The organism is Allobrachymonas denitrificans DSM 15123 (assembly GCF_900110225.1).
Taxonomy (GTDB): domain Bacteria; phylum Pseudomonadota; class Gammaproteobacteria; order Burkholderiales; family Burkholderiaceae_C; genus Brachymonas; species Brachymonas denitrificans.
The window spans coordinates 1,188,734-1,212,458 of the sequence record NZ_FOCW01000001.1 but is presented as its reverse complement, the minus strand read 5'-3'; the positions used below and the strand labels follow the sequence as shown (position 1 = coordinate 1,212,458).

Genomic DNA, 23,725 nt, shown 5'->3' with positions numbered 1-23,725 from the left:
TCGTGGGCGATCAGCCGGCAGAGGCCGGAGCGCTGGCAGGAGCAGCGGCACTGGGAGCTGCTGCCGGGACGGAAGCTGCGTCATCAGCAGCAGGGCTGGCCGGCACATCGGTGCTGGCAGCTGCCTCTTCCACCTGTGCTTCCTTGCCGAACGAAGGATCGATGGTGCTCACATCCACGCCCAGGGCGGTGAGTTTCATGGCCACCATCTGGCGATAAGGTTGGCCCGCCTCGATCCCTTTGAAAGCCTTGGTATAGGAGGCCACAGCCTCGGTATTCTTGCCTTGCAGCGTCTGCACATCACCCAGACGGTCTGCCGCCAGCGCGGCGAATTCTGGCTGGATGTCGGACGACAGCTGCTGCACCGCCTGGTCGTACTGTTTCTGTTGCGTCAGCACGGAAGCGAGCTGCAGCCTGGCCAGGCTCTGCAGACCCTTGTCGGTGCCCGAGGCAGCCGCAGCGGTCAGGGCATCACGCGCCTGATCCAGCTGTCCTTTCTCGAAGAACACCTTGGCTGCCAGCAGATTGGCCTGCTGGGCATAGGTGGTGGACTTGTAGCTGTCCTGCATGGCCTTGAGGCTGTTGACCAGCTTGGCCGTGTCACCCGCCTCTGCATTGGCCTGCACCTGGTCGAACAGCGCCGACGCCTGGCCAGCCTGACGCGACTGGTACCAGTCGTAGCCGCGCCAGCCGGCAAAGCCCAGCAGCGCCACAATCAGCACACCGCTGATCAGGTTGCCCCAGCGCTCCCAGAAGTGCTTGATCTTGTCGAGTTGTTCCTGTTCTTCCAGGTCGAGGTTCTGAATCTGAATCGCCATGCTTGTTCGAGCGTCCTGTCAAAAATGTCGTGGCCGGGCCTGTGCCTGCCCACGCGTCAATCGGATGATTGTAGGCTGTTCGCCCACTGTGCAATTTCGGCCAGCGGTTTTTTCACCTGGGCGCCAGCGCCGTCACGCAGCGATTTCACGGTGACGCAGCCTTCGGCTACTTCGTCGGCACCGAACACCAGGGCGTAACGCGCCCCGCTGCCGTCGGCCTTCTTGAACTGGGACTTGAAACTGCCCAGTTCGGCCGTGGCACTGGCATGCATCTGCACCGCCACGCCGGCCATGCGCAGTTGCTGGATCGCCTGCATGGCCACCGGCAGGCTGGCCATGTCGGGGATCACCGCATAGGCATCCGGCACCGGAACCCCGGGCAGCAGATTCTGCTCCTTCAACAATTCCAGCACGCGCTCCACGCCCATGGCCCAGCCCACGCCCGGGGCCGGCTTGCCGCCCACCTGCTCGATCAGGCCATCGTAGCGGCCGCCAGCGCAGATGGTGCCCTGCGCACCCAGGCTTTCGGTGATGAACTCGAACACCGTCAGGTTGTAATAGTCCAGCCCGCGCACCAGACGCGGGTTGATGGTGAACGCCACGCCGTTGCTGTGCAGGATGGCCTGCAGCGTCTCGAAAGCCTGCAGCGAGGCTTCACCCAGAAAGTCGAGCAGGCGCGGTGCGGATTCGACCACCGGCTTCATGGCCGGGTTCTTGGTGTCCAGAATGCGCAGCGGGTTGCTGTGCAGGCGGCGCTTGCCGTCCTCGTCCAGCAGTTCGGCGTGGGCCTCGAAATGGCGGATCAGCGCCTCGCGGTGCGCCTTGCGCTCGTCCGGCTGACCCAGGCTGTTGATTTCCAGACGCACGTCCTGCACACCCAGCTGCTGCCACAGGCTGTGCGCCAGCAGGATCAACTCGGCATCGACGTGCGCGCCGGAGAAGCCCAGCGCCTCGGCGCCGATCTGGTGGAACTGGCGGTAGCGGCCACGTTGCGGACGCTCATGGCGGAACATGGGGCCCATGTAGTACAGGCGCTTGCCGCCCTCGTACAGCATGTTGTTCTCGACCACGGCGCGCACCACGCCGGCAGTGTTTTCCGGGCGCAGCGTCAGCGCCTCGCCGTTGAGCTTGTCCTCGAAGGAATACATCTCCTTCTCGACCACGTCGGTCACCTCGCCGAGGCTGCGCACGAACAGGCCGGTAGGCTCGACAATGGGGGTGCGAATGTTGCGGTAGGCAAAACGCGCCATTACGTCGCGCACCTGTTGCTCCAACCATTCCCAGTGCGCCGACTGCGGCGGCAGCACATCGTTCATTCCCTTGATTGCGGTAATTTTTTCAGCCATGGTGTATGCATTGCGGCCGGCTCTGGCGCGCTGCTGCGCACATCAGGCCATGCCGGCGGGTTACTGGGCGCTGCTGGCGCCGAAACGGTCTTCGATATAACGGTTGACAAGCTGCTGGAACTCGGCAGCAATGCCCTCCCCGCGCAGCGTGAGCGCCTTCTCGCCGTCGATATAGACGGGAGCTGCAGGCGCCTCGCCGGTGCCGGGCAGGCTGATGCCGATATCGGCATGCTTGCTCTCGCCAGGTCCATTGACGATGCAGCCCATCACGGCCACTTTCATGGTTTCCACGCCGGGATACTGCTCGCGCCAGACCGGCATCTGCGCACGCAGGAAGTCGTCGATCTGCTTGGCCAGCTCCTGGAAGGTGCTGCTGGTAGTGCGGCCACAGCCCGGACAGGCCGTGACGCTCGGAACAAAAGTGCGCAGACCGAGTGCCTGCAGAATTTCGGAGGCAATCACCACTTCCTGCGTGCGCGATTCGCCGGGTTGCGGCGTCAGCGATACGCGGATGGTGTCGCCAATGCCCTCCTGCAACAGCACGGACAGCGCTGCCGTGGAGGCCACGGTCCCCTTGGTGCCCATGCCTGCCTCGGTCAGGCCGAGGTGCAGCGGGTAGTTGCAACGCTGCGCCAGAGCGCGGTAGACGGCAATCAGATCCTGCACGCCACTGACCTTGCAGGACAGCAGGATCTGGTGCTTCGGCATGCCCATCTCGACGGCACGCTCGGCGGAGCCGATGGCCGAAGCCATCAGGGCTTCATACATCACCTGCTGGCCGCTCCAGGGCTCGCTGCGACGGCTGTTCTCGTCCATCATGCCGGCCAGCAGCTCCTGATCCAGACTGCCCCAGTTCACGCCGATGCGCACCGGCTTGTCCCAGCGCATGGCGGCTTCGATCATCTGGCCAAACTGCTTGTCCTTCTTGTCGCCCTTGCCCACGTTGCCGGGGTTGATGCGGTATTTGGAAAGGGCTTGCGCGCAATCGGGAAATTCCGTCAGCAAACGATGGCCGTTATAGTGAAAATCTCCGATCAGCGGAACGTCGATACCCATGCGGTCCAGCTGCTCGCGGATATACGGCACAGCCTGAGCCGCCTCGGGCGTATTGACGGTGATGCGCACCAGCTCCGAGCCAGCCTGGGCCAACTCCTTGACCTGAATGGCAGTGCCGATGGCATCCACCGTATCGGTATTGGTCATCGACTGCACACGCACCGGTGCGTCGCCGCCGATGGTCACCACACGTTCGCCGTTGCGCACCACGGCTTGCAGGGTGGAGTGGCGCGCGGGTGTAGAGACCGGTACGGGATCACTGGTCAACAACATGACGGGACTCCGGTTCACTTGAGTTCAAAACGTGCCACGCCGATCGAGGCCACGCTGGCCATGTCGAAGGGCTGTCCACGGTCGGTGAGCTGCACGTTCTCGGCACGGCCGATGGTGACACGCACCGGGTAGGCAGCGATCGCCACCTGCTCGCTCTCACCTGCCTTAAGCGTGCGCTCATACAGGGTCTTGCCCGCTGGAGAACGCACCTGCACCCAGGTTTCCCCCACGGCGCGGAACGTCAGGCCCTCACCGGCTGGCGCAGCAGCCACAGCACTCGCTGCAGCATCGGGCGCTGAAGCGGCAGGAGCAGCAGGAGCCGGTTGCAGATTGGACGGAGCCACAGCGGGAGCCGGCTGCAAGTTGGAAGGCGCTGCCGGTTGCGCCTGCAGATTGGTCGCAGCACCATCCGCAGGAGTCGTCTGAACCGACGCTGCATCCACCGCAGAGGCTGCACTGGCGGCGCTAGACGCGCCGCCCAGCTTGCTGCTCAGCGTGGGATACAGGAACAGCACCAGCGCACCCACTGCCAGCAGGCCTGCGCCTGCCAGCGCCCAGGCGGGGACGCCACCGGAACGCATGCCCGAGCCAAAGCGATGCGGGCTGAAAGGCGCGTTGATGGATTCATCATCCGTCGCAATGCGCGGCTTGCCATCCGGCATCTTGGCCAGCACGGGGTGCGGGTCTGCCTCCAGGTAGCGGCAGATATTGGCTGCCAGACCACGGGCAAAATACGCAGGCAGCGACGTCAGATTGTCCTGCTCCAGAGCGTCGATCTTCTGCGGAGGCACCTTGAGCGCTGCCGCCAGCACTTCGAGTTCCACACCCGCATGCTCACGCAGGCCGCGCAGCATCTGGCCAGGCGTCTGGCTCGCATCGAATTGGTAGGAAGCTTTCACTGCTTGATTCATGGTGCGTCGTTGTGTCGTTAATCGTTCCAGGCCTTGCGCTGGTAACGCTGCATTTCTGCAGAATCCGGAAACTGCTGCTGCAGGCGGCGAGCGTAGGCCGATACGGCCTGCGCATGACCCAGCTGGTGTTCAGCGCGCATGCCCAGCCACAGGGAAGCCGCACTGGGCTGCTGCTCGTTGGCTGCACGTGCATGGCTGGCGGCCTGCGCCACCTGTCCCGCCTTCAAGGCACAAGTGCCGGCTGCAAGATGCGTACGGAACCTGTTGGCATAGGCCGGCTCGGTCAGTGCCTGTGCAAATTGCTGCGCGGACTCTGTTTGCTCGCCCTGCTCGCACAACAGCAAACCCAGATTATGCCGCGCGTCTGCGTCATGCCGGTTAAGGTCGACTGCCCGGCGAAAGCTTCGCTCGGCGCCGGCGCGATCCCCTTGTTGCAGCAAAATCAGGCCGTGCAGATTGTAGGCTGGCCCGTAGCGGGAGTCGGCTGCCAGTGCCTGCTGGACTTCCTCCAGAGCCACTGAGGTCTGCCCGTTCTGGAAATAGCCCATGGCCAGCTCCATGCGCAAGCGGGCACGCTGTTGGGCATTGGTATCCGAAGTAGAAGCCTGCACCCCGGCAGAGCCGCAGCCTGCAAGACCCCAGGCCAGCGCTGCCACGGCCAGCCACAGCAACACGCCGGACCAGCGGCTGGAAATTCGACGCAACAGACTGTCAGCTGCCACGGACACCCTCGTCCGTTGCTTTCAACGCCGTATCCGCCTTGCGCTGCAGCACGATGCGCTGCTCGACGCGGGTACGATCCTTCACATCGCCCGCAAGCTGACCGCAGGCGGCATCGATGTCATCCCCGCGTGTCTTGCGCACCGTGGTGACAATGCCTGCCTCGTTGAGCAGGCGACCGAACTCCTGCACCACAGCATTGGAGGAGCGCTTGAGGCCCGATGCCGGAAAGGGGTTGAAGGGAATCAGGTTGAACTTGCACCAGGCGCCCTTGCCTGAAGTGCGGACCAGCTCGATCAGCTGGCGCGCATGCTCGGGCTGGTCGTTGACGCCATCGAGCATGCAGTATTCGAAAGTGATGAAATCGCGCGGAGCGAAATCCAGATAGCGCTGGCAGGCCTGCATCAGCTCGGCCAGCGGATACTTGCGGTTGAGCGGCACCAGGTGGTCGCGCAGCGCATCGTTGGGTGCATGCAGCGACACCGCCAGCGCCACGGCGCAATCCTGCGACAGGCGGTCCATCATCGGAACCACGCCCGAGGTGGATACCGTCACACGGCGGCGCGACAGGCCGTAGCCATGGTCATCCAGCATGGTGCGCAGCGCAGGCACCAGCGCGCCGTAATTCTGCAGCGGCTCGCCCATGCCCATCATCACCACGTTGGAGATGACGCGCTCGTCTGTCTGCAGGTGCTTGCGCAGAAAATGTTCGGCAAACCACAGCTGCGCCATGATTTCGCCAGTGGTGAGGTTGCGGCTGAAGCCCTGGTGTCCGGTGGAACAGAAGCGGCAACCCACCGCGCAGCCCGCCTGCGAAGAAGCGCACAGCGTGCCACGATCGGTTTCGGGGATGAAGACGGTTTCGACGGCGTTGCCGTCTCCCACGTCGAACAGCCATTTGATGGTGCCATCCGCAGACATGTGCTGCGACACCACGGGCAGCGGCTCCACGACCGCCACACCGGCCAGTTTTTCGCGCAGGGACTTGGCCAGGTCGCTCATCTGCGCAAAGTCGGACACACCCTTCTGGTGGATCCAGCGGAACAGCTGGGTGGCGCGGAAGCGCTTCTCGCCCAGCTGGCCGCACCACGCCACCAGCCCTTCGAGGTCGAAGTCGAGCAGGTTGATGGCAGTGGTCATGGTCGCGAACTCCGATTAACGGGAGTAGACGTTCATGCCCGGGAAGAAGAAGGACACTTCCACAGCAGCAGTTTCGGGGGCGTCGGAGCCGTGCACGGCGTTGGCGTCGATGCTGTCGGCGAAGTCGGCGCGGATGGTGCCCTTGTCGGCTTTCTTGGGATCGGTAGCGCCCATCAGCTCACGGTTCTTGGCAATGGCGCCTTCGCCTTCCAGCACCTGGATCATGACGGGACCGGAAACCATGAAGTCCACCAGATCCTTGAAGAAGGGACGCTCCTTGTGCACAGCGTAGAACTGCTCGGCTTCGCCGCGGGACAGGTGCGCCATCTTGGCAGCGATGACCTTCAGGCCGGCGCCTTCGAAGCGGGCGTAGATCTGGCCGATAACGTTTTTGGCCACTGCGTCGGGCTTGATGATGGAGAGCGTGCGTTCGATTGCCATGGTATTTCCTGTGGGTCGGTTATGAGGATTCGTGGATGATTTGCACACGCACGGCGGCCTCTGCCTCCCTGCATGTGCAAACGTTGTATTTTAGCGCGCGCAAGTGCCAAAGGACGGGACTTGCGCGACGGATTGCGGGATTACTTGCGGCGCTTGCTGCCCTGCCCCATCCAGCCACCGGGAGCGCTGCGGCCACCGCCGCCCTTGCCGCCACGGCCGGCTCCGCGACCATCCATGTAGCCAAAGGAGGTCTGCATGGGATCGGGCTGGGAGACGGAACGGGGAGAACGCCCCGGCGCAGACGACGCGCGGCCTGCAGACGGCAGCGACGGGCGCTTCTTGCCGGCACCACCGCGGTCAGGACTGCGACGGCGCGTCTGCACTTCCTGACGCTCCTGCACGGCGCGGCCCGGATCCTTCATGCCGACCAGGGCCATCAGCGCCTTGACGTCGCGGTCACCCAGCTCGATCCAGTGGCCGCGGCGCAGGTTGCGCGGCAGCGCCATGGCGCCGTAGCGGATACGGATCAGGCGGCTGACGGCATGGCCGACTGCCTCGAACATGCGGCGCACCTCGCGGTTGCGGCCTTCGGAGATCGTCACGCGGTACCAGCAGTTGGCGCCTTCGCCACCGCCCTCCTCGACACTGCCGAACTGTGCCGGGCCGTCCTCCAGCTGCACGCCATCCAGCAGGGTCTGCTTTTCCTCGTCACTCAGGGCGCCGAGCACGCGCACGGCGTACTCGCGCTGCAGGCCGAAGCGCGGATGCATCAGCTGGTTGGCCAGTTCGCCGGAGCTGGTGATCAGCAACAGGCCTTCGGTGTTCAGATCCAGGCGGCCGACAGACTGCCACTTGCCCTGGGGCAGGCGCGGCAGCTTGCGGAACACCGTGGGACGGTTCTGCGGATCGTCATGCGTGACCAGTTCGCCCACCGGCTTGTGGTAAGCAATCACGCGCGGCGGCGGCGGTGCAATGCGCAGGCGGATCGGCTTGCCATTGATCTTGACCACATCGCCAAACTGGATGCGCTGACCCACGTGCGCCGGCTCGTTGTTGACGGAAATGCGGCCTTCGGTGATCAGTTGCTCCATTTCCAGGCGCGAACCCAGGCCGGCCTGGGCCAGCACCTTGTGCAGCTTGGGAGCATCCGGCTGCGGCAACAGTACACGCTTGGCGGGGCGCTCGGCCTCCCCCTCGTCGCTGCTGTCGAATTCGCCGGACACGACGGCTGCAAACAGGTCTTCAGGCTGTTCGCCCTCCGCATGGCTCTGTTCCGGAGTCGGCAGCTGCTTTTCCTGCGCAGGCACTTCCGCCTCGGGGGCACGACGCTCGCTCGGCTGACGCGGCTTGCCGCGACCCCGCGCGCCAGCAGAAGCCGACACAGGCTTGCGCGCCGGACGGCGGCGCGGCTTGTCACCAGCCGGATTCGCGTCGCCAGCGGCGTCCGCAGGGCGGCCGCCCTCCTCGTTCGGTTGCGGATCGGGGTGTTGCGAGGAAGTGGAAGTCATGGTCATGAAAACAAATGGAAATCCATGCGGCCAAGGCCACAGGGACAGTCACAGAAAATCGGGCGGGCAAATCCGGAACGACCGGCATTCACTTGCTGAGAAGATAAGGCCTGGCCTGGCTGCATCAGGATGGGCAACGAGGCAACAGAAAAGGAAATCAGGCCGACTCTGCGTCGGCCACCCCGGAATCGGGGGACATCGGCGCGGCAGGCGAACGGTCCGGCACCGGAGTTGCAAATTGCTGTAGTGGCGTATTGTCGCCTGCATCGGCCCCGGGAGCAACTTCCGGCGCTTGCGTAAGGCCCTCGATTGGCGCAGCCACCACAGGCATGTCGAGTTCTGGCTGGTCCTGCGCAGCGCCTGCAACCTGTTCGCCAGCTGGCTGGGGGCTTTCGAGGGAGTCCAGCTGGGCAAACACCGCGCTCTGGTCGATATCCTCCAGCGCCGGCAGCTGGTCGAGCGATGCGATCCCCAGGTCGTCCAGAAACTGGCGCGTGGTAGCCAGCAAGGCGGGACGCCCGGCCGTCTCGCGATAGCCGATGGTTTCGATCCAGCCACGGTCTTCCAGCTGCTTGATCAGCTGCGAATTGACCGTGACGCCGCGAATGTCCTCGATGTCGCCGCGCGTGACCGGCTGGCGGTAGGCAATGATGGCCAGCGTTTCCAGCGTGGCACGCGTGTAGCGCGGCGGTTTTTCGGGATGCAAACGATCCAGAAACGGGCGCATCTCGGGCCGGCTCTGAAAACGCCAGCCGCTGGACACACAGACCAGTTCCACGCCCTTCTGCTCCCACTCCTGGGCCAGTTCATGCAGCAACTGGCGCAGCGTGTCGGCGCCCAGGGCGTCCTCGAACAGCGTGCGCATGTCGCGCAGCGTCAAGGGCTGCTGCGCACAGATCAGCGCGGTCTCGAGGATGCGTTTGGCTTGTGCGGAGTTCATGGATGGGCGATCAGGGAGTCGGGAGCCAGGGGCTGCAGCCCCATGGCCAGCAGCGCTGCATGCATGTCGGCAGGCAAAGGTGCCACGCATTGTAAGGGCTGCCCCGTGACCGGATGCGTGAGCGAGAGGCGGAAGGCATGCAGGGCCTGCCGCTGCATGCCCCAGGCCGCGGCGCCGCCATAAGTGGCATCGGCCAGCAAGGGGTGGCCCAGATGCTGCATATGCACCCGGATCTGGTGGGTACGCCCGGTGTGCAGCTGGCAATGCACCCAGCAGGCCTTATGTCCTTGCGCCGTGCTGTTGCCCACGAGACGGATATCGGTGCGCGCCGTCTTGCCTGCCTGATGCGACAAATCCACCACTGCCATGCGCAGGCGGTTGCGCGGATCGCGTCCGATGGCAGCGTCCACGCTGCAGACCTGTTCCGAGCCCCGTTTCCAGTGTCCCTGTCCGAACGCCCAGTACTCGCGTTTGACCTCGCGTGCCGCAATCTGCCCCACCAGGCGATCCATGGTGCTGCGGTCACGCGCCACCACCATCAACCCGCTCGTATCCTTGTCGAGCCGGTGCACGATGCCGGCACGCGGCACCTGGGCCGCTTCCGCATAGCGGTGCAGCAGTGCGTTCAGCAAGGTGCCGCTCCAGTTGCCGGCGGCCGGGTGCACCACCATGCCTGCCGGCTTGTTCACGATGGCCAGGTGGGCGTCCTCGTAGACGATGTCCAGCGGGATGTCCTGCGCGACAAAGGCCTGCGACTGGGCCGTGGCGCGCAATACCAGTGCCAGCCGATCCCCCGCGCGCAGCTTGGTGGCCGCCTTGCTGCAGGGCTGACCATTGCGGGTCAGCAGTCCGGCTTCGATCAGCTGCTGCAGATAGCTGCGCGAAAACTCGGTGACGGTACCAGCGAGGAAGCGGTCCAGGCGCTGTCCGCTTGAGGCAGCATCCACCTGAAGTTCGCGCGTTTCTTCCTCGGCATCCAGCGAAGGCTCGTCGCCTCCTGCCGTGCCTGGCAAGGTGGTCTCGTCGACCGGGTCATTCAGATCAGGAAGCAAGGGAAAAATCCGTATCGGAGGCATGGAACCACCCCGGCCTTGCATGCGTCAACCCGTCTTTCCGGGCCCTGCGGGCAGTCCCGCAAACGCTTGCAAATTCATGGCTTAGCAGTGACAGGGAGCTGGCTATAATCGTTCGAGTACTTGACTGCCACAAAGCCCTATTCCATGCAAAAAACAATGCATACCGGTTCATTATCCCGCGTTTACCGTCCGGCCCTGCTGGCCGGCTGCATGGCAGTGCTGCTGTCCGCATGCTCCTCTCCGCCCACACTGCAGGAGAAAACCTCCAGCTGGAGCCCCAACAAGATCTACAGCGAAGCCCGCAGCGAGAGCAGTTCCGGCTCGCTCGACCAGGCCATCCCGCTTTACGACATCCTGGAAGGTCGCGCGGCGGGTACGCCGCTGGCCCAGCAAGCCCAACTGGAAAAGGCCTATGCGCAATTCCAGAATGGCGACATTGCCGAAGCCAGTGCCACGCTTGACCGCTTCATCCGCCTCAACCCCTCCAGTCCGGCGCTGGACTACGCCATGTACATGAAGGGCGTGGTCAACTTCAACAACAAGGAAGGCTGGCTGACCTTCCTGAGCACGCAGGATCTGGCCGAGCGAGACATGCAGGCCGCCAAGGACTCGTTCGAGGCCTTCCGCGAACTGGTCACGCGCTTCCCCGATTCCCGCTATTCGGCTGACGCCCGCAAGCGCATGACGTACATCGTCAATGCCATGGCCAAGTCGGAAGTGGCGATTGCCTCCTACTACTTCAAGCGCGGCGCCTATGTGGCCGCTGCCAACCGTGCCCAATCCACCATCAGCAATTACCAGGGCACCCCTGCCCAGGAAGAGGCACTGGCCATCCTGATGAGTTCCTACGACCGTCTGGGTCTGGAGCAGCCCCGTGACGATGCCCAGCGCGTGCTGGCCCAGAACTTCCCGGAAAGCCGCTATCTCGAAAAAGGCTACGCCGCGCAGCGCAAGTCCTTCTGGAAACTCTGGTAATCAGTCCTTCCCGTGCCTGCAGGCCATGGCCTGCAGCGCGGCATCCAGCTCTTCGCGGCTGGCAAGCCTGCGCATGGGCGGCAATGCCTTGAGCAGGCGATTGCCATAGCTCATCTGCAGCAGGCGCCGGTCGCACACGATCAGGACCCCGGTATCGTTTTCGCGCCGGATCAGTCGCCCTGCTCCCTGCTTGAGCATCACGGCCGTTTCCGGCAGAAAATAATCACGGAACGGGCTGCGTCCTTCCAGCTCCAGCCGGCGCGAACGCGCTTCCACCAAGGGGTCCTGCGGTGGCGGGAACGGCAGCTTGTCGATCACCACCAGTTGCAGGCCGTCTCCCGGCACATCCACCCCTTCCCAGAAGGAGGCTGACGCCACCAGGATGCATCCAGGCAGGCGTCCCTCATCGTCGCCCAGACGGAAGCGCTCTATCAGGCGACGCTTGGTCGACTCTCCCTGCACCAGCACCTCGATGCTGTCACCGCCCTCGAAACGGCGTCGCAGCGCCTCGCCGATAACACGCAGACTGCGCAAGGTCGTGGTCAGCACCAGCGTACGGCCGCCAATCTGGCTGGCAGCCTCCGCCACCAGCCTGGCCACGGCGGCCGGATGCTCTGGCGCATTGGGCAGAGGCAAATCAGGGGGAACATGGACCGAGGCGTGGGTAGCGTAGGCAAACGGGCTTTCCACCTGCAGCGTTGCGACATCCTGCATGCCGCACGGCTCGGTAAACCAGCGCAATTGAGGTTCATCACCAAGCGTCGCAGAGGTAAAAATCCAGGTTCTACCCTGTTTTATGCGATGATCATCATGTAATTTCTCGGATTGAACTTCATGTATTACTTGAGGTTCATCCCAGGCGGATTCCGGCTCCCTCTCCTGAACAGGCAACTGTTTGCGCTTGAGCATCCGCGTGCGAACCGTCTCTGCAATATCGAGCGGAGATTGCACCAGACGCAGCTGAGCCGAAACGTCGAGCCAACGCACGGCATCTGGCGGGCAGGGTTGCTGGAACAGATCGATGCGTTCCTGCATGGCGGTGGCCCGCTGATGCAGGCGCACGAAATCCGGGCCGAGTTCGGACATCATGTCCAGAGCCGAAGCCGCATCCTCGAGTGCAGTACGCAGTGCCCGCAGCGCGCCCGGCCATTCGTCGGGGTTCAGCGTATCCGGCACGGACTCCGTCCAACGCAGCTTGGTGCCTGCAGGGCGCTGGCCCACCACCAGGCGCAGTTCACGCGCCGCTTGCTCAAGCTGGCGTGCCAGCGTCTGCCAGTCCGCCAGACCGCGTGCCGACTGCATCCCGGTCGCCAGCAGATCACGACACAGATCGAGCACATGACCGCTGCCCAGCTGCATGCCCATGAACTGGGTGCCAATCTCGTTCAGTTGATGCGCCTCGTCAAAGATCACGGTATGCACGGAGGGCAACAGCTCAGCCATGCCCGATTCGCGCACAGCCAGATCGGCAAAAAACAGGTGGTGATTGACGACCACCACATCCGCCGCCAGAGCTTCGCGCCTGGCCACATTGACGTGACATTGCCTGAAGTGATCGCAGGTGCTGCCAATGCAGTTGTCACGCGTGGAGGTCACCAGCGGGATGGCCGGAGAGCGTTCGTCGAGCCCTTCCAGCTCCGACAGGTCACCCGTGCGGGTGGATTGCGCGAACCGTTCGATGCGGCTGATGGTGTGAAGCAAGGCGCCATCGGAGCGCAGGACCGTATGTCTCGCCTGATGCAGCCGGTGCAGGCATAAATAGCTGCCCCGCCCTTTCAGCAGGGCCAGCCGCAGCGGCAAGCCGAGCAGATTGGCCAGATAGGGCAGATCCCGTGTGAACAGCTGGTCCTGCAGGGTCTTGGTTGCCGTGGAAACCAGCGCGCGCTCACCGGCCAGCAATGCCGGCACCAGATAGGCGAAGGTCTTGCCAACCCCCGTGCCCGCCTCGACTACCAGTGCATCGTGTTCCACGATGGCGCGCGCGACCGCCAGCGCCATGTGCCGTTGCCCGCTACGCTCGCGATAATGAGGGTCATGCTCGGCCAATGGCCCGCCAGGCGCAAAAAAGTCCAGCACCTGCTGTTCCAGTGTGCTCTGCGCCACTTCTTGTCCGGAGTTGCTCCCTGCCGGTGTCAAACAATCGGACATCAGCGGCCGGATGACTGGCGCTGGAGCTTCCACAGCAAGTGGCGCTCTGCCTCCAGCTGGGCGTGCAGGGATTGGGTCGGCGCCTGACGCAGCAGTTCACGTGCCAGTTGCACGGTTTGCGGCGCATGCCGGTTCAGGCAGGCAGCATCGGCCAAGGCATGATCCAGCGCTTCGCCCTGCTCCGTCAACATGCCCACCAGGCCTGCCTGCAACAGACGCTCGGGCTGCACCGGCGCCACGCTGCCGAACAGGATCTGGCTCGCGAGAGCCTGCGGAACCCGCTGACCCAGAAACCAGCTCAGGCCGGACCCCACTCCGTTCTGCCCCGATTCCAGCAGCAGGCGCAACGACCGGCTGGCCACAACGCGCTCACAGGCCAGCGCCAGTGCGAACCCCATGGCAGAGACACCCCCCTCCAGCACGGCTGTCACCGGCTTGCTGCCCGTATCCACTGCATCCAGCACGGAGTGCCAGCCTTCGATCCAGGCCTGCGCATCGGCCGCCGACAGCGCTGCCGGCAACTCCAGTGTAGGCAGAAAGCCTTGGTACCCTGCCAACACAATGCTGCGGACATCCTCGCTGCGTTCGGCCTCACTCAGGATCTCGACCAGATTGACGAACAGTTCCGGGGCCGAAGCCCCATGGATGGCGTCGCTGACGCGAATCAGCAAGCTGTGGTCCTGGTAATGGGTGGTGATGTCGGCCATGAGAGGAAAGAGAACAATAATGTGCGGAGCGACCGCTGCCCGGGGAGCGCCTGTCCGTTCAACGCGGAGGAGCCGAAGCGGCAGGCGCAGCCGCCGGGGGAACGGTCAGGGCAGCGGCAGCCGACGCGGCATCCTGCGCATTCTGCTGGATGCGCAGCTGGCGATCAATTTCCTTCAGCAGGCGTTCCTGACGGTTGAGTTCCAGATCCTGCTTGCGCAGCACACTTTCCTCAAGCCGGTAAGCCGTGCGGCTCTCTGCCAGACAGCGGTTGACGAAGAAGCGCTGATAGCACTCCACCTTTTCCGTTGCATGGCGCGCTTCGATGGCCGCACGGTGCTGCGCCACCTTGTCACGCCATTCGGCAATCTGCTCCTGCGTCAGCTGCTGCCCGAGAAAAGGAACCTCCTCCACCGTTGCCTCGAGGGTCGGCAGCTTGGGAGGGGTACAGCCAGCCAGAAAGGCCAGCGCCACCAGCCCGACTGCTGCCAGACAGGACCGGGCCGGAATGTGCCGAAAACAATGCATGCAGGAAAATGCCTCAGGTCAGGGAAATATCCACCGCGCGATGCTCCAGCGCCAGGTATTCGGCCGACTGCATTTCTTCCAGCCGGGACACCGTACGCACGAACTCATGGGCCAGCATGCCCTTGGTGTAGAGCTGTGCGGGCGGCACGGCCGCGGAGATCACAAGTTTTACCCGCCTATCGTACAGCACGTCCACCAGCAGAGTGAAACGGCGTGCAATCGAGGCCATGCTCTCGTTCATCTCGGGAACGCCGGACAACACCACGGTATGGAACTCCGTCGCGACCTCGAGGTAGTCGTTCTGCGAACACGGCTTGCCGCACAACTCGCGGAAGTCGAACCAGATCACATCACCCGCTCGGCGGCGCGCCTGAATCTGGCGCGAAGCCAGATGGAACACCGGTTCTTCGTCCTTGCCGGTTACCAGCTTGTCGAAGGCCGCGTTCAGTTCGGCATCGGTTTCGGGCGTGAGCGGCGTCAGGTACAGATGCAGCTTTTCCAGCGTGCGCTGGCGATAGTCGGTGCCGTTATCGACATTCAGAACCTCCAGCCGCTGGTTCAGCAGAGCGATCGCGGGCAGGATGCGATCGCGGTGCAGGCCATTGGGATAGAGGTCATCCGGCTTGAAGTTGGAGGTGGTGACAAAGCCCACGCCATTCTCGAACAACGCCACCAGCAGGCGGTGCAGGATCATGGCGTCGGTCACGTCAGCCACATGGAATTCGTCAAAGCAGATCAGCTTGAAGCGCCTGGCCATCTGCTTGCCGAGTGCGTCCAGCGGGTTCTCGGTGCCTTGCAGCTTGCCGAGTTCGCGATGCACCTCGCGCATGAATTCGTGGAAATGCAGGCGTGTCTTGCGCTTGATCGGCACGGCTTCGAAGAAGCAATCCATCAGGAAGCTCTTGCCGCGACCCACGCCGCCATACATGTAGACCCCGCGCGGAATTGGCGGGTTGTTGAACATCTTCTTGAGCTTGCTGGAACGCTTGCTCTTGTAATGGGTCCATTCGTCGGCACAACGCTCCAGCGCCGCAATGGCGCGGAGCTGTGCCGGATCACTCTGGAAGCCGCGCGCGGCCAGCTCCCGCTGGTAGACGCGCGCGACCGGTCCGTCCTTCAACGCATCCGACATCAGAAGTTCAGCGTACGCTTGTCGACCGCCAGGGCCGCTTCCTTGGTGGATTCGCTCAGGCTCGGGTGAGCGTGGCAGATGCGGGCGATGTCTTCGCTGCTGGCGCGGAAGGCCATGGCCACGCAGGCTTCGGCGATCAGTTCGGACGCCATCGGGCCGACGATATGCACGCCCAGGATTTCATCCGTGGTGGCATCGGCCAGGAACTTGACCATGCCGGTGGTGTCACCCAGCGCACGTGCACGGCCGTTGGCCATGAACGGGAAGGTGCCGGCCTTGTAGGCCACGCCATCCGCCTTGAGCTGCTGCTCGGTACGGCCAACCCAGGCAATTTCGGGGCTGGTGTAGATGACCCAGGGCACCAGGGCAAAGTCCACGTGGCCATGCTGGCCGGCAATGCGCTCGGCCACGGCAACGCCCTCTTCCTCTGCCTTGTGCGCCAGCATCGGACCACGCACCACATCACCCACGGCCCACACATTGGGCAGGTTGGACTTGCAGTCGCCGTCCACCACGATGGCACCGCGCTCGTCCAGCTGCAGGCCCACGGCTTCGGGGTTGAGGCCGTTGGTGTTCGGCACGCGGCCGATGGACACGATCAGCTTGTCGGCATCCAGCTTCTGGTCTTCGCCCTTGGCGTTCTTGTAGGCGATGCTCACGCCCTTCTTGCCGGTGGTGATGTCGCCCACCTGCACGCCCAGCTCGATCTTCAGACCCTGCTTGTCGAAAGCCTTCTTGGCTTCCTTGGCGATCTGCTCGTCGACTGCACCCAGGAACGTGGGCAGGCCTTCCAGGATCGTCACGTCAGCCCCCAGGCGACGCCACACGGAACCCATTTCCAGGCCGATCACGCCGGAACCGATCACTGCCAGCTTCTTGGGAGCAGCGCCGATGCGCAGTGCGCCATCGTTGGAGAGGATGTTTTCCTCGTCGAACGGAGCCTGCGGCAGCGGACGGGCATTGGAGCCGGTCGCCACGATGACGTGCTGGCCGGTGATGGTTTCTTCCTTGTCGCCGGAAACCTTCACTTCGTAGCCGCCTTCAACTGCCTTCACGAAGGAACCACGGCCGTGGAAGAAGGTGACCTTGTTCTTCTTGAACAGGTACAGGATACCGTCGTTGTTCTGCTTGACCACCTCGTCCTTGCGGGCAATCATCTTGGCCACGTCCATGGACAGGCCCTTGACGGAAATGCCGTGGTCAGCGAAGTGATGCGCGGCATGCTCGTAGTGCTCGGAGCTCTGCAGCAGCGCCTTGGACGGAATGCAACCCACGTTGGTGCAGGTGCCGCCGGGGGCTGCGCCGCCCTTGGCGTTTTTCCATTCATCGATACAGGCAACCTTCTTGCCCAGTTGCGCAGCGCGAATGGCTGCAATGTAACCGCCGGGGCCGGCACCGATGACGACGACGTCGAATTGTTGGGACATGATCAAATCCTTTTGTCAATTACAAAAACGGGCGGCAGTGCCACCCGTTTGATGCCATGCAATGGCTTAGATGTCGAACAGCAGGCGAGCCGGATCTTCCAGCGCTTCCTTCATGGTGACCAGGCCCAGCACGGCTTCGCGGCCGTCGATGATGCGGTGGTCATAGGACATGGCCAGGTAGTTCATCGGACGCACCACGATCTGGCCGTTCTCGACGACAGCACGATCCTTGGTGGCGTGCACGCCCAGAATGGCGGATTGCGGCGGGTTGATGATCGGGGTGGACATCATGGAACCGAACACGCCACCGTTGGAGATGGAGAAGGTACCACCGGTCATCTCTTCGATGCCCAGCTTGCCGTCCTTGGCCTTGACGCCGAATTCGGCAATCTTCTTCTCGATGTCGGCAAAGCTCATCTGGTCGGCGTTACGGATGATCGGCACCACCAGACCACGCGGGCTGCCCACGGCGATACCGATGTCGAAGTAGCCGTGGTAGACGATGTCATTGCCGTCCACGGAGGCGTTCAGCACCGGGTACTTCTTCAGGGCGGCCACGGCAGCCTTGACGAAGAAGCTCATGAAGCCCAGCTTGACGCCGTGTTCCTTCTCGAACTTCTCCTGGAACTTCTTGCGCATTTCCATCACGGGCGCCATGTTGACTTCGTTGAACGTCGTCAGGATGGCGTTGGTGGACTGGGACTGCAGCAGACGCTCGGCCACGCGGGCACGCAGGCGGGTCATCGGCACGCGCTGTTCCGGACGGTCGCCCAGGTTGGGGGCCGGAGCGGCAGCCTGCGGCAGTGCAGAGGTCGGCACGCCGGTCGGGATGACGGCAGCAGGAGCGGCCTTGGCACCGCCAGCCACGGCACCCAGCACGTCGCCCTTGGTGACGCGGCCATCCTTGCCGGTACCCGGCACGGAACCGGCAGCCAGGTTGTTGTCGGCCATCAGCTTGGCAGCTGCGGGCATGGCAACGCCGGCCATGCTGCCACCAGCGGCGGCAGGAGCAGCTGGAGCTGCAGCAGCAGGCGCTGCGGGTGCGGCTGCCGGAGCAGCAGCGGCCGGAGCGGCACCAGCCACGCCTTCGGTGTCGATACGGGCAATCAGTTGCTCGGCGGTAACCGTGGCACCGTCCTGCTCGATGATCTCGGCCAGCACGCCGCCTGCGGGGGCGGGCACTTCGAGCACGACCTTGTCGGTCTCGATCTCGATCAGGATTTCATCAACGGCGACGGCCTCGCCGGGCTTTTTCTTCCACTGCAGCATGGTTGCTTCGGCAACGGACTCGGACAGCTGCGGAACTTTCACATCTACGATAGCCATGATCTTGTTCTTTCTCTTGAATCTTTGAAGTAATTACCAGCGGCCCATCAGCGGGTCAGCACGAAGCCCTTGAGGCGGGCGAAGGCACCTTCGACCAGCGACTTCTGCTGATCCTGGTGCAGGTGCGCGTAACCCACTGCCGGAGAGGCAGAGGCGGCGCGGCCGGAATAGCCCAGCTTCTGGCCCGGAGCCATGTTCTCGAAGATCTGGTGCTGCACGAAGAACCAGGCGCCCTGGTTCTGCGGCTCGTCCTGGCACCACACCACTTCCTGGAGGTTGGGGTACTTCTTGAGTTCGGTCGCAAACGCCTTGTGCGGGAACGGATAGAGCTGTTCCACACGCAGGATGGCGACGTCGTGATCCTTGCGCTCTTCGCGCTTCTTGACCAGGTCGTAGTACACCTTGCCGGAGCACACCAGCACGCGCTTGACCTTGTCGGCCTTGTTCTGCACGTCGGCGTTCTGCTCGGGGATGACGGTCTGGAACGAGCCCTTGGTGAACTCGGACAGCGGCGACGTGGCATCCTTGTTGCGCAGCAGCGACTTGGGCGTCATGATGATCAGCGGCTTGCGCAGGTTGCGCACCATCTGGCGACGCAGCACATGGAAGATCTGGCTGGCCGTGGTCGGCTGCACGATCTGCATGTTGGCGTCGGCGGCCAGCTGCATGAAACGCTCCAGGCGGGCCGAGCTGTGTTCCGGGCCCTGGCCTTCATAGCCGTGCGGCAGCATCAGCGTGATGCCGTTGACGCGGCCCCACTTCACTTCGCCGGAGGCGATGAACTGGTCGATCACGACCTGGGCACCGTTGGCGAAGTCGCCGAACTGGGCTTCCCAGATCACCAGCGATTGCGGGTCGTTGGAGGCGTAGCCGTATTCGAAGCCCAGCACTGCCTCTTCGGACAGGATGGAGTCGATCACGACGAACGGAGCCTGGTTCTCGGAGATGTTCTGCAGCGGGATGTAGATGCCCTCGTCGAACTTCTCGCGCTTCTGGTCATGCAGCACGGCATGACGGTGCGTGAAGGTACCACGACCGCAATCCTCGCCGGACAGACGCACCGGGAAGCCGCTGGCAGCCAGGGAGGCAAACGCCATGTGCTCGCCCATGCCCCAGTCCACCGGAATGTCGCCACGGCCCATGGCGGCGCGGTCATCCAGCACCTTCTTGACCAGCTGGTGCACGTTGAAGTTCTCGGGAACGGTGGTGATGCGCTCGGCCAGACGCTTCCATTCCGTGACCGGAATGGCAGTGTCACCGGCATCGGTCCACTTCTTGTCCAGATAGGGCGTCCAGTCGACGGCGTACTTGCTCTTGAAGTGGCTCAGCACCGGGTCGACCGTGTGGCGGCCTTCATCCATGGCGGCGCGGTAGGCCTTGACCATGTCGTCGCCCAGCGTCTCGCCCATGCCCTGGGCAGACAGCTTGTCGGCGTACAGCTTGCGCGTGCCGGGATGCTTGGCGATCTTGGTGTACATCAGCGGCTGGGTGAGCATGGGGGTATCCTGCTCGTTGTGGCCCAGCTTGCGGTAGCAGACGATGTCCAGCACCACGTCCTTGCGGAACTCGCTGCGGTATTCCATGGCCCACTGCATGCACAGTGCCACGGCTTCCGGATCATCACCGTTCACGTGCAGCACCGGGATGTCCATCATCTTGACCACATCCGTGCAGTACAGCGTGGAACGGCTGTCGCGCGGATCGGAGGTGGTGAAACCGATCTGGTTGTTGATGACGATGTGCACGGTACCGCCGGTGTGGTAGCCACGCGTTTCGGCCAGTGCCAGCGTTTCCATGACCACACCCTGGCCGGCAAAGGCGGCATCGCCGTGCACCAGCACGGGCAGCACCTGCTTGCCCTGGGGATCCTTGCGGCGGTCCATGCGGGCGCGCACGGAGCCTTCCACCACGGGGTTGACGATTTCGAGGTGGGACGGGTTGAACGCCAGGCTCAGGTGCACCGGGCCACCTTCGGTGGAGACGTCGGAGCTGAAACCCTGGTGGTATTTCACGTCGCCGCTGGGCAGGTCTTCGGGGGCGGTGTGGTCGAATTCTGCGAACAGGTCACGCGGCATCTTGCCCAGCGTGTTGACCAGCACGTTCAGACGGCCGCGGTGAGCCATGCCGATCACGATTTCCTGCACGCCCTTGGCGCCGGCCTGGTTGATCAGTTCGTCCATGGCCACGATGAAGCTCTCGCCGCCTTCCAGCGAGAAGCGCTTCTGGCCCACGTACTTGGTGTGCAGGAAACGCTCGAGGCCCTCGGCTGCCGTCAGGCGATCAAGGATGCGCTTTTTCTTCTCGGTGTTGAACTGGGGCTTGCCGCGCGAAGACTCCAGCTTCTGCTGCCACCAGCGCTTCTGGTTGAAGTCGCTGGTATGCATGAATTCGGCGCCAATGGTGCCGGAGTAGGTTTCACGCAGGGCGTTCAGCAAGTCACGCAGTGCCATGCGTTCCTTGCCGAAGAAGGTGTTGCTGGTGTTGAACACCGTTTCCAGATCGGAATCGGTGAAATCGTAGAACGCCAGATCCAGTTCGGGAATGTCGGGACGCTCGCTGCGCTTGAGCGGATCCAGATCGGCCCAGCGGGTGCCGGAGTTGCGGTAGGCAGCAATCAGCTGCTGCGCGGCAGTGCGCTTGCGGCCCAGCTCGACGTCGGGGTTGGCAAACACCACCTGGGTACCGCCCTGCTTGGCACGCTCGGCAAATGCATTGATCACCGGCATGTGCGGAATGTCGCGGCTGTTGGTGCCGTCGACCGCAGGCAGGTGCTGCAGGTTGTCGAAATACTCGCGCCAGCTGTCCGGCACGCTGCCAGGGTTGGCCAGATAGTTCTCGTACATCTCCTCGACGTACGGAGCGTTGCCGCCGAACAGGTACGTGTTGCCCTGATAGGCCTTGAAAATCGATGAATCGCTCATCTTGCGCTTACCTCCGTGCCCCTTCAGGGCACATTAGCTGGTTGGGAAAACCTTCCGCGACACGGCTGAACCGGTTGGCGGATGCGACAGTGACTGGGAAGGATGTGCGGAACGCGGATGCGTTGCGCCAAACTGGGGAGTGCAACCTCACAAGTCAGGCGAGTATTGTGCCACCGTTTGACTGACCACGCGCTTACTTTGCCCGTGATGCAACGCTGGCCGCAAGGCAGACCGTTGCCGGTCTGCCTGCCCTGTTGGTGTCAGACCATGCTCTTGATGGCCATCAGCGAAGACGGGTCATCGATCGTGGTCAGGTCTCCGGGATCGCGGCCTTCGGCCACGGCCTGCAATGCACGGCGCAGCAGCTTGCCGCTGCGTGTCTTGGGCAGCGCAGTCACGATCATGACGCGTGCAGGACGTGCCACCGCACCCAGGTCGCCATCGACCTGGCGCATGATTTCCTGCTCCATCTTCTTGATGCCTTCAGGAGTATCCAGGCCTTCGGAGGACTTGGCAGTGACGAAAGCCAGTGCAACCTGTCCCTTGACGTCGTCGGCAACACCCACCACGGCGGCTTCTGCCACGTTGGGATGCGCGGCGATGCTTTCCTCGATTTCGCGCGTGCCCAGGCGGTGGCCGGCCACGTTGATCACGTCGTCGGTACGGCCCAGGATGAAGTAGTAGCCATCGGCATCACGGCGCGCCCAGTCGTAGGTGCTGTACACCCAGCGGCCTTCACCGGTGGCGGCGTCTTCCATCTTGTTCCAGTACGTGCTGACGAAACGCTTGTCATCGCCCCACACGGTCTGCAGACAGCCGGGAGGCAGCGGGCCTTCGACCACCAGCACACCCTTGGCATCGTCGCCCTCGACAGCCAGGCCGGTAGCCTCGTCCACCAGGCGCACGTTGTAGCCGTAGGTGGGGAAGCCCGGGCTGCCGAAGCGCGGCTGGTTCTTTTCCACACCTTCGATGCCGTTGGAGATGCCCAGAATCGGCCAGCCGGTTTCGGTCTGCCAGTAGTTGTCGATGATGGGCTTGCCGTTGAGGCCGTCGGAGATCCACTTGGCGGTGGGCTCATCCAGCGGCTCGCCGGCCAGGAACAGGGCCTTGAGGCTGGACAGGTCATGCTTGGTCAGGTGCGCCGGATCCTGCTTCTTGAGCACGCGGATGGCAGTGGGCGCGCTGAACATGACGCTGACCTTGTACTTGTCGACCAGACGCCACCAGATGCCGCCATCGGGCTGGTGGTCGAAGCCCTGCGTGGGCAGGCCTTCGTACATGATGGTGGCCATGCCGCCCAGCAGCGGGCCATAGATGATGTAGCTGTGGCCCACCACCCAGCCGATATCGCTGGTGGAGAAGAAGGTTTCGCCCGGCTTGCCGCCGTAGATGTAGGGAATGCTGGTCGCCAGTGCCACGGCATAGCCACCGGTGTCACGCTGCACGCCTTTGGGCTTGCCGGTAGTGCCGCTGGTGTACAGGGTGTAGCTGGGAGCCGTGGAATCCAGCCAGACGCACGGCACCTGGGCATCCATGTGCTTGGCGCGCATGTCGCCCCACAGCACGTCGCGACCTTCAACCAGGTTCATGGGCGTCAGGCCACGGTCGATCAGAAGCACGGCTGCCGGCTTGTGCTGAGCCAGGTTGATGGCTTCGTCCAGCAGCGGCTTGTAGGGCACGGGCTTGGCGCCACGCGAGCCACCGTCGGCACTCACGATGACCTTGGGCTGTGCATCATCGATGCGCGTGGACAGCGAGCCGGAAGCAAAGCCGCCGAACACCACCGAATGAATGGCACCGATACGCGTGCAGGCCAGCATGGCGAAGCAGGCTTCGGCAATCATGGGCATGTAGATCAGCACACGATCGCCCTGCTGCACGCCCAGATCCAGCAGCGTGGCGGCCATGCGCTCGACTTCACGCTGCAGCTCGGCAAAGCTGTAGGTCTTTTCGGTATTGGTTTCGGTGGAAACGGCGATCAGTGCGGCGTCATTGGGACGCTGGGCAGCATGACGATCGACGGCGTTATGGCAGATGTTGGTCTTGCCACCAACAAACCAGCGTGCGAACGGGGGATTGCTGTAATCGCAGATTTGCTGCGGAGGCGTTTCCCAATCGATGCGCTTGGCCTGTTCGGCCCAGAAGGCATCCCGGTCACTCAGGGATTGTTGATGAAAGTCTGCGTAACTTTGCATGAGGGCTCCTTGCATCCGTATTTTTATATTGCAGCATTATGTGACATATTTTCTTGCGCGCTGCTGACACACCAGAGGGAAACGGCCCTGTCAGCCGCACTCCGGGACAGAAACCGGGTTAGTCCCTAGACCTCCGGTTT

The 23,725-nt window shown here is 63.4% G+C and carries 19 protein-coding genes; 1 reads left to right on the top strand and 18 read right to left on the bottom strand.

Annotated features, from left to right (window positions below; translation table 11 throughout):
• Positions 1 to 10 precede the first annotated feature (10 nt).
• From BMW28_RS05595 to BMW28_RS05550, 10 genes are all read right to left on the bottom strand, one after another.
• Entirely contained in the window at positions 11 to 817 is an 807-nt protein-coding gene (locus BMW28_RS05595; RefSeq protein WP_091814869.1) for a YfgM family protein, read from the bottom strand.
• Positions 818 to 873: 56 nt separating this feature from the next.
• Entirely contained in the window at positions 874 to 2,163 is a 1,290-nt protein-coding gene (gene hisS / locus BMW28_RS05590) for a histidine--tRNA ligase (RefSeq protein WP_091814866.1), read from the bottom strand.
• Positions 2,164 to 2,223: 60 nt separating this feature from the next.
• Positions 2,224 to 3,492: a flavodoxin-dependent (E)-4-hydroxy-3-methylbut-2-enyl-diphosphate synthase gene (ispG, locus tag BMW28_RS05585; RefSeq protein ID WP_091814863.1), complete on the bottom strand. Its 1,269-nt coding sequence runs from the start codon at positions 3,490 to 3,492 to the stop codon at positions 2,224 to 2,226.
• A gap of 14 nt (positions 3,493 to 3,506) precedes the next feature.
• Positions 3,507 to 4,403 (bottom strand): helix-turn-helix domain-containing protein, encoded by an 897-nt coding sequence (locus BMW28_RS05580; RefSeq protein WP_091814860.1) that lies wholly within the window; start codon positions 4,401 to 4,403, stop codon positions 3,507 to 3,509.
• 17 nt (positions 4,404 to 4,420) lie between these two features.
• Positions 4,421 to 5,125 carry a tetratricopeptide repeat protein gene (locus tag BMW28_RS05575; protein WP_143280549.1) on the bottom strand — a complete coding sequence of 235 codons (705 nt, stop codon included), beginning with the start codon at positions 5,123 to 5,125 and terminating at the stop codon, positions 4,421 to 4,423.
• Positions 5,115 to 6,263, bottom strand: coding sequence for a dual-specificity RNA methyltransferase RlmN (rlmN, locus tag BMW28_RS05570; RefSeq protein ID WP_091814855.1), 1,149 nt, complete (start codon positions 6,261 to 6,263; stop codon positions 5,115 to 5,117). The genes BMW28_RS05575 and rlmN overlap by 11 nt, the downstream gene beginning before the upstream one ends.
• 15 nt (positions 6,264 to 6,278) lie before the next feature.
• A complete protein-coding gene (gene ndk, locus BMW28_RS05565; RefSeq protein ID WP_091814852.1) occupies positions 6,279 to 6,704 on the bottom strand; it encodes a nucleoside-diphosphate kinase in 426 nt (141 codons plus the stop codon).
• Between the two features lie 140 nt (positions 6,705 to 6,844).
• On the bottom strand, positions 6,845 to 8,212 hold the full coding sequence (locus tag BMW28_RS05560) for a pseudouridine synthase (protein ID WP_091815557.1): 1,368 nt from the start codon (positions 8,210 to 8,212) through the stop codon (positions 6,845 to 6,847).
• A 157-nt stretch (positions 8,213 to 8,369) separates the two neighbouring features.
• On the bottom strand, positions 8,370 to 9,152 hold the full coding sequence (scpB, locus tag BMW28_RS05555) for an SMC-Scp complex subunit ScpB (protein ID WP_091814849.1): 783 nt from the start codon (positions 9,150 to 9,152) through the stop codon (positions 8,370 to 8,372).
• Complete coding sequence (locus BMW28_RS05550; protein ID WP_407640933.1) at positions 9,149 to 10,204, bottom strand: RluA family pseudouridine synthase; 1,056 nt, start codon at positions 10,202 to 10,204, stop codon at positions 9,149 to 9,151. Before BMW28_RS05550 ends, scpB begins: the two co-directional genes overlap by 4 nt.
• 168 nt (positions 10,205 to 10,372) lie before the next feature.
• On the opposite strand from BMW28_RS05550, the gene BMW28_RS05545 reads away from it, so the two are divergent.
• Positions 10,373 to 11,203, top strand: coding sequence for an outer membrane protein assembly factor BamD (locus BMW28_RS05545; protein ID WP_407640932.1), 831 nt, complete (start codon positions 10,373 to 10,375; stop codon positions 11,201 to 11,203).
• Here the strand turns inward: BMW28_RS05545 and BMW28_RS05540 are convergent, their stop codons facing one another.
• From BMW28_RS05540 to BMW28_RS05505, 8 genes are all read right to left on the bottom strand, one after another.
• The gene (locus BMW28_RS05540; protein WP_091814840.1) at positions 11,204 to 13,351 is read right to left on the bottom strand and encodes an ATP-dependent DNA helicase; all 2,148 of its coding nucleotides are present in this window, start codon (positions 13,349 to 13,351) and stop codon (positions 11,204 to 11,206) included. It abuts the gene before it with no gap.
• The gene (locus tag BMW28_RS05535; protein WP_091814837.1) at positions 13,351 to 14,058 is read right to left on the bottom strand and encodes an enoyl-CoA hydratase-related protein; all 708 of its coding nucleotides are present in this window, start codon (positions 14,056 to 14,058) and stop codon (positions 13,351 to 13,353) included. Before BMW28_RS05535 ends, BMW28_RS05540 begins: the two co-directional genes overlap by 1 nt.
• A gap of 58 nt (positions 14,059 to 14,116) precedes the next feature.
• Positions 14,117 to 14,584, bottom strand: a complete 468-nt coding sequence (locus BMW28_RS05530; RefSeq protein ID WP_143280548.1) for a hypothetical protein — start codon at positions 14,582 to 14,584, stop codon at positions 14,117 to 14,119.
• 13 nt (positions 14,585 to 14,597) lie between these two features.
• Positions 14,598 to 15,716, bottom strand: coding sequence for a cell division protein ZapE (gene zapE / locus BMW28_RS05525; RefSeq protein ID WP_091814831.1), 1,119 nt, complete (start codon positions 15,714 to 15,716; stop codon positions 14,598 to 14,600).
• Entirely contained in the window at positions 15,716 to 17,143 is a 1,428-nt protein-coding gene (lpdA, locus tag BMW28_RS05520; protein ID WP_091815555.1) for a dihydrolipoyl dehydrogenase, read from the bottom strand. Before lpdA ends, zapE begins: the two co-directional genes overlap by 1 nt.
• 66 nt (positions 17,144 to 17,209) lie before the next feature.
• Complete coding sequence (odhB, locus tag BMW28_RS05515; protein WP_091814828.1) at positions 17,210 to 18,469, bottom strand: 2-oxoglutarate dehydrogenase complex dihydrolipoyllysine-residue succinyltransferase; 1,260 nt, start codon at positions 18,467 to 18,469, stop codon at positions 17,210 to 17,212.
• Between the two features lie 47 nt (positions 18,470 to 18,516).
• A complete protein-coding gene (locus tag BMW28_RS05510) occupies positions 18,517 to 21,390 on the bottom strand; it encodes a 2-oxoglutarate dehydrogenase E1 component (protein WP_091814825.1) in 2,874 nt (957 codons plus the stop codon).
• Positions 21,391 to 21,650: 260 nt separating this feature from the next.
• The gene (locus tag BMW28_RS05505) at positions 21,651 to 23,585 is read right to left on the bottom strand and encodes a propionate--CoA ligase (RefSeq protein WP_091814823.1); all 1,935 of its coding nucleotides are present in this window, start codon (positions 23,583 to 23,585) and stop codon (positions 21,651 to 21,653) included.
• Positions 23,586 to 23,725 lie beyond the last annotated feature (140 nt).

Excerpts from the sequence above, each read along its gene's own strand:
- BMW28_RS05595 (WP_091814869.1), bottom strand. The coding sequence starts at position 817 with ATGGCGATTCAGATTCAGAACCTCGACCTGGAAGAACAGGAACAACTC.
- hisS (WP_091814866.1), bottom strand. The coding sequence starts at position 2,163 with ATGGCTGAAAAAATTACCGCAATCAAGGGAATGAACGATGTGCTGCCG.
- ispG (WP_091814863.1), bottom strand. The coding sequence starts at position 3,492 with ATGTTGTTGACCAGTGATCCCGTACCGGTCTCTACACCCGCGCGCCAC.
- BMW28_RS05580 (WP_091814860.1), bottom strand. The coding sequence starts at position 4,403 with ATGAATCAAGCAGTGAAAGCTTCCTACCAATTCGATGCGAGCCAGACG.
- rlmN (WP_091814855.1), bottom strand. The coding sequence starts at position 6,263 with ATGACCACTGCCATCAACCTGCTCGACTTCGACCTCGAAGGGCTGGTG.
- ndk (WP_091814852.1), bottom strand. The coding sequence starts at position 6,704 with ATGGCAATCGAACGCACGCTCTCCATCATCAAGCCCGACGCAGTGGCC.
- BMW28_RS05560 (WP_091815557.1), bottom strand. The coding sequence starts at position 8,212 with ATGACTTCCACTTCCTCGCAACACCCCGATCCGCAACCGAACGAGGAG.
- scpB (WP_091814849.1), bottom strand. The coding sequence starts at position 9,152 with ATGAACTCCGCACAAGCCAAACGCATCCTCGAGACCGCGCTGATCTGT.
- BMW28_RS05545 (WP_407640932.1), top strand. The coding sequence starts at position 10,373 with ATGCAAAAAACAATGCATACCGGTTCATTATCCCGCGTTTACCGTCCG.
- BMW28_RS05540 (WP_091814840.1), bottom strand. The coding sequence starts at position 13,351 with ATGTCCGATTGTTTGACACCGGCAGGGAGCAACTCCGGACAAGAAGTG.
- BMW28_RS05535 (WP_091814837.1), bottom strand. The coding sequence starts at position 14,058 with ATGGCCGACATCACCACCCATTACCAGGACCACAGCTTGCTGATTCGC.
- BMW28_RS05530 (WP_143280548.1), bottom strand. The coding sequence starts at position 14,584 with ATGCATTGTTTTCGGCACATTCCGGCCCGGTCCTGTCTGGCAGCAGTC.
- zapE (WP_091814831.1), bottom strand. The coding sequence starts at position 15,716 with ATGTCGGATGCGTTGAAGGACGGACCGGTCGCGCGCGTCTACCAGCGG.
- lpdA (WP_091815555.1), bottom strand. The coding sequence starts at position 17,143 with ATGTCCCAACAATTCGACGTCGTCGTCATCGGTGCCGGCCCCGGCGGT.
- odhB (WP_091814828.1), bottom strand. The coding sequence starts at position 18,469 with ATGGCTATCGTAGATGTGAAAGTTCCGCAGCTGTCCGAGTCCGTTGCC.
- BMW28_RS05510 (WP_091814825.1), bottom strand. The coding sequence starts at position 21,390 with ATGAGCGATTCATCGATTTTCAAGGCCTATCAGGGCAACACGTACCTG.
- BMW28_RS05505 (WP_091814823.1), bottom strand. The coding sequence starts at position 23,585 with ATGCAAAGTTACGCAGACTTTCATCAACAATCCCTGAGTGACCGGGAT.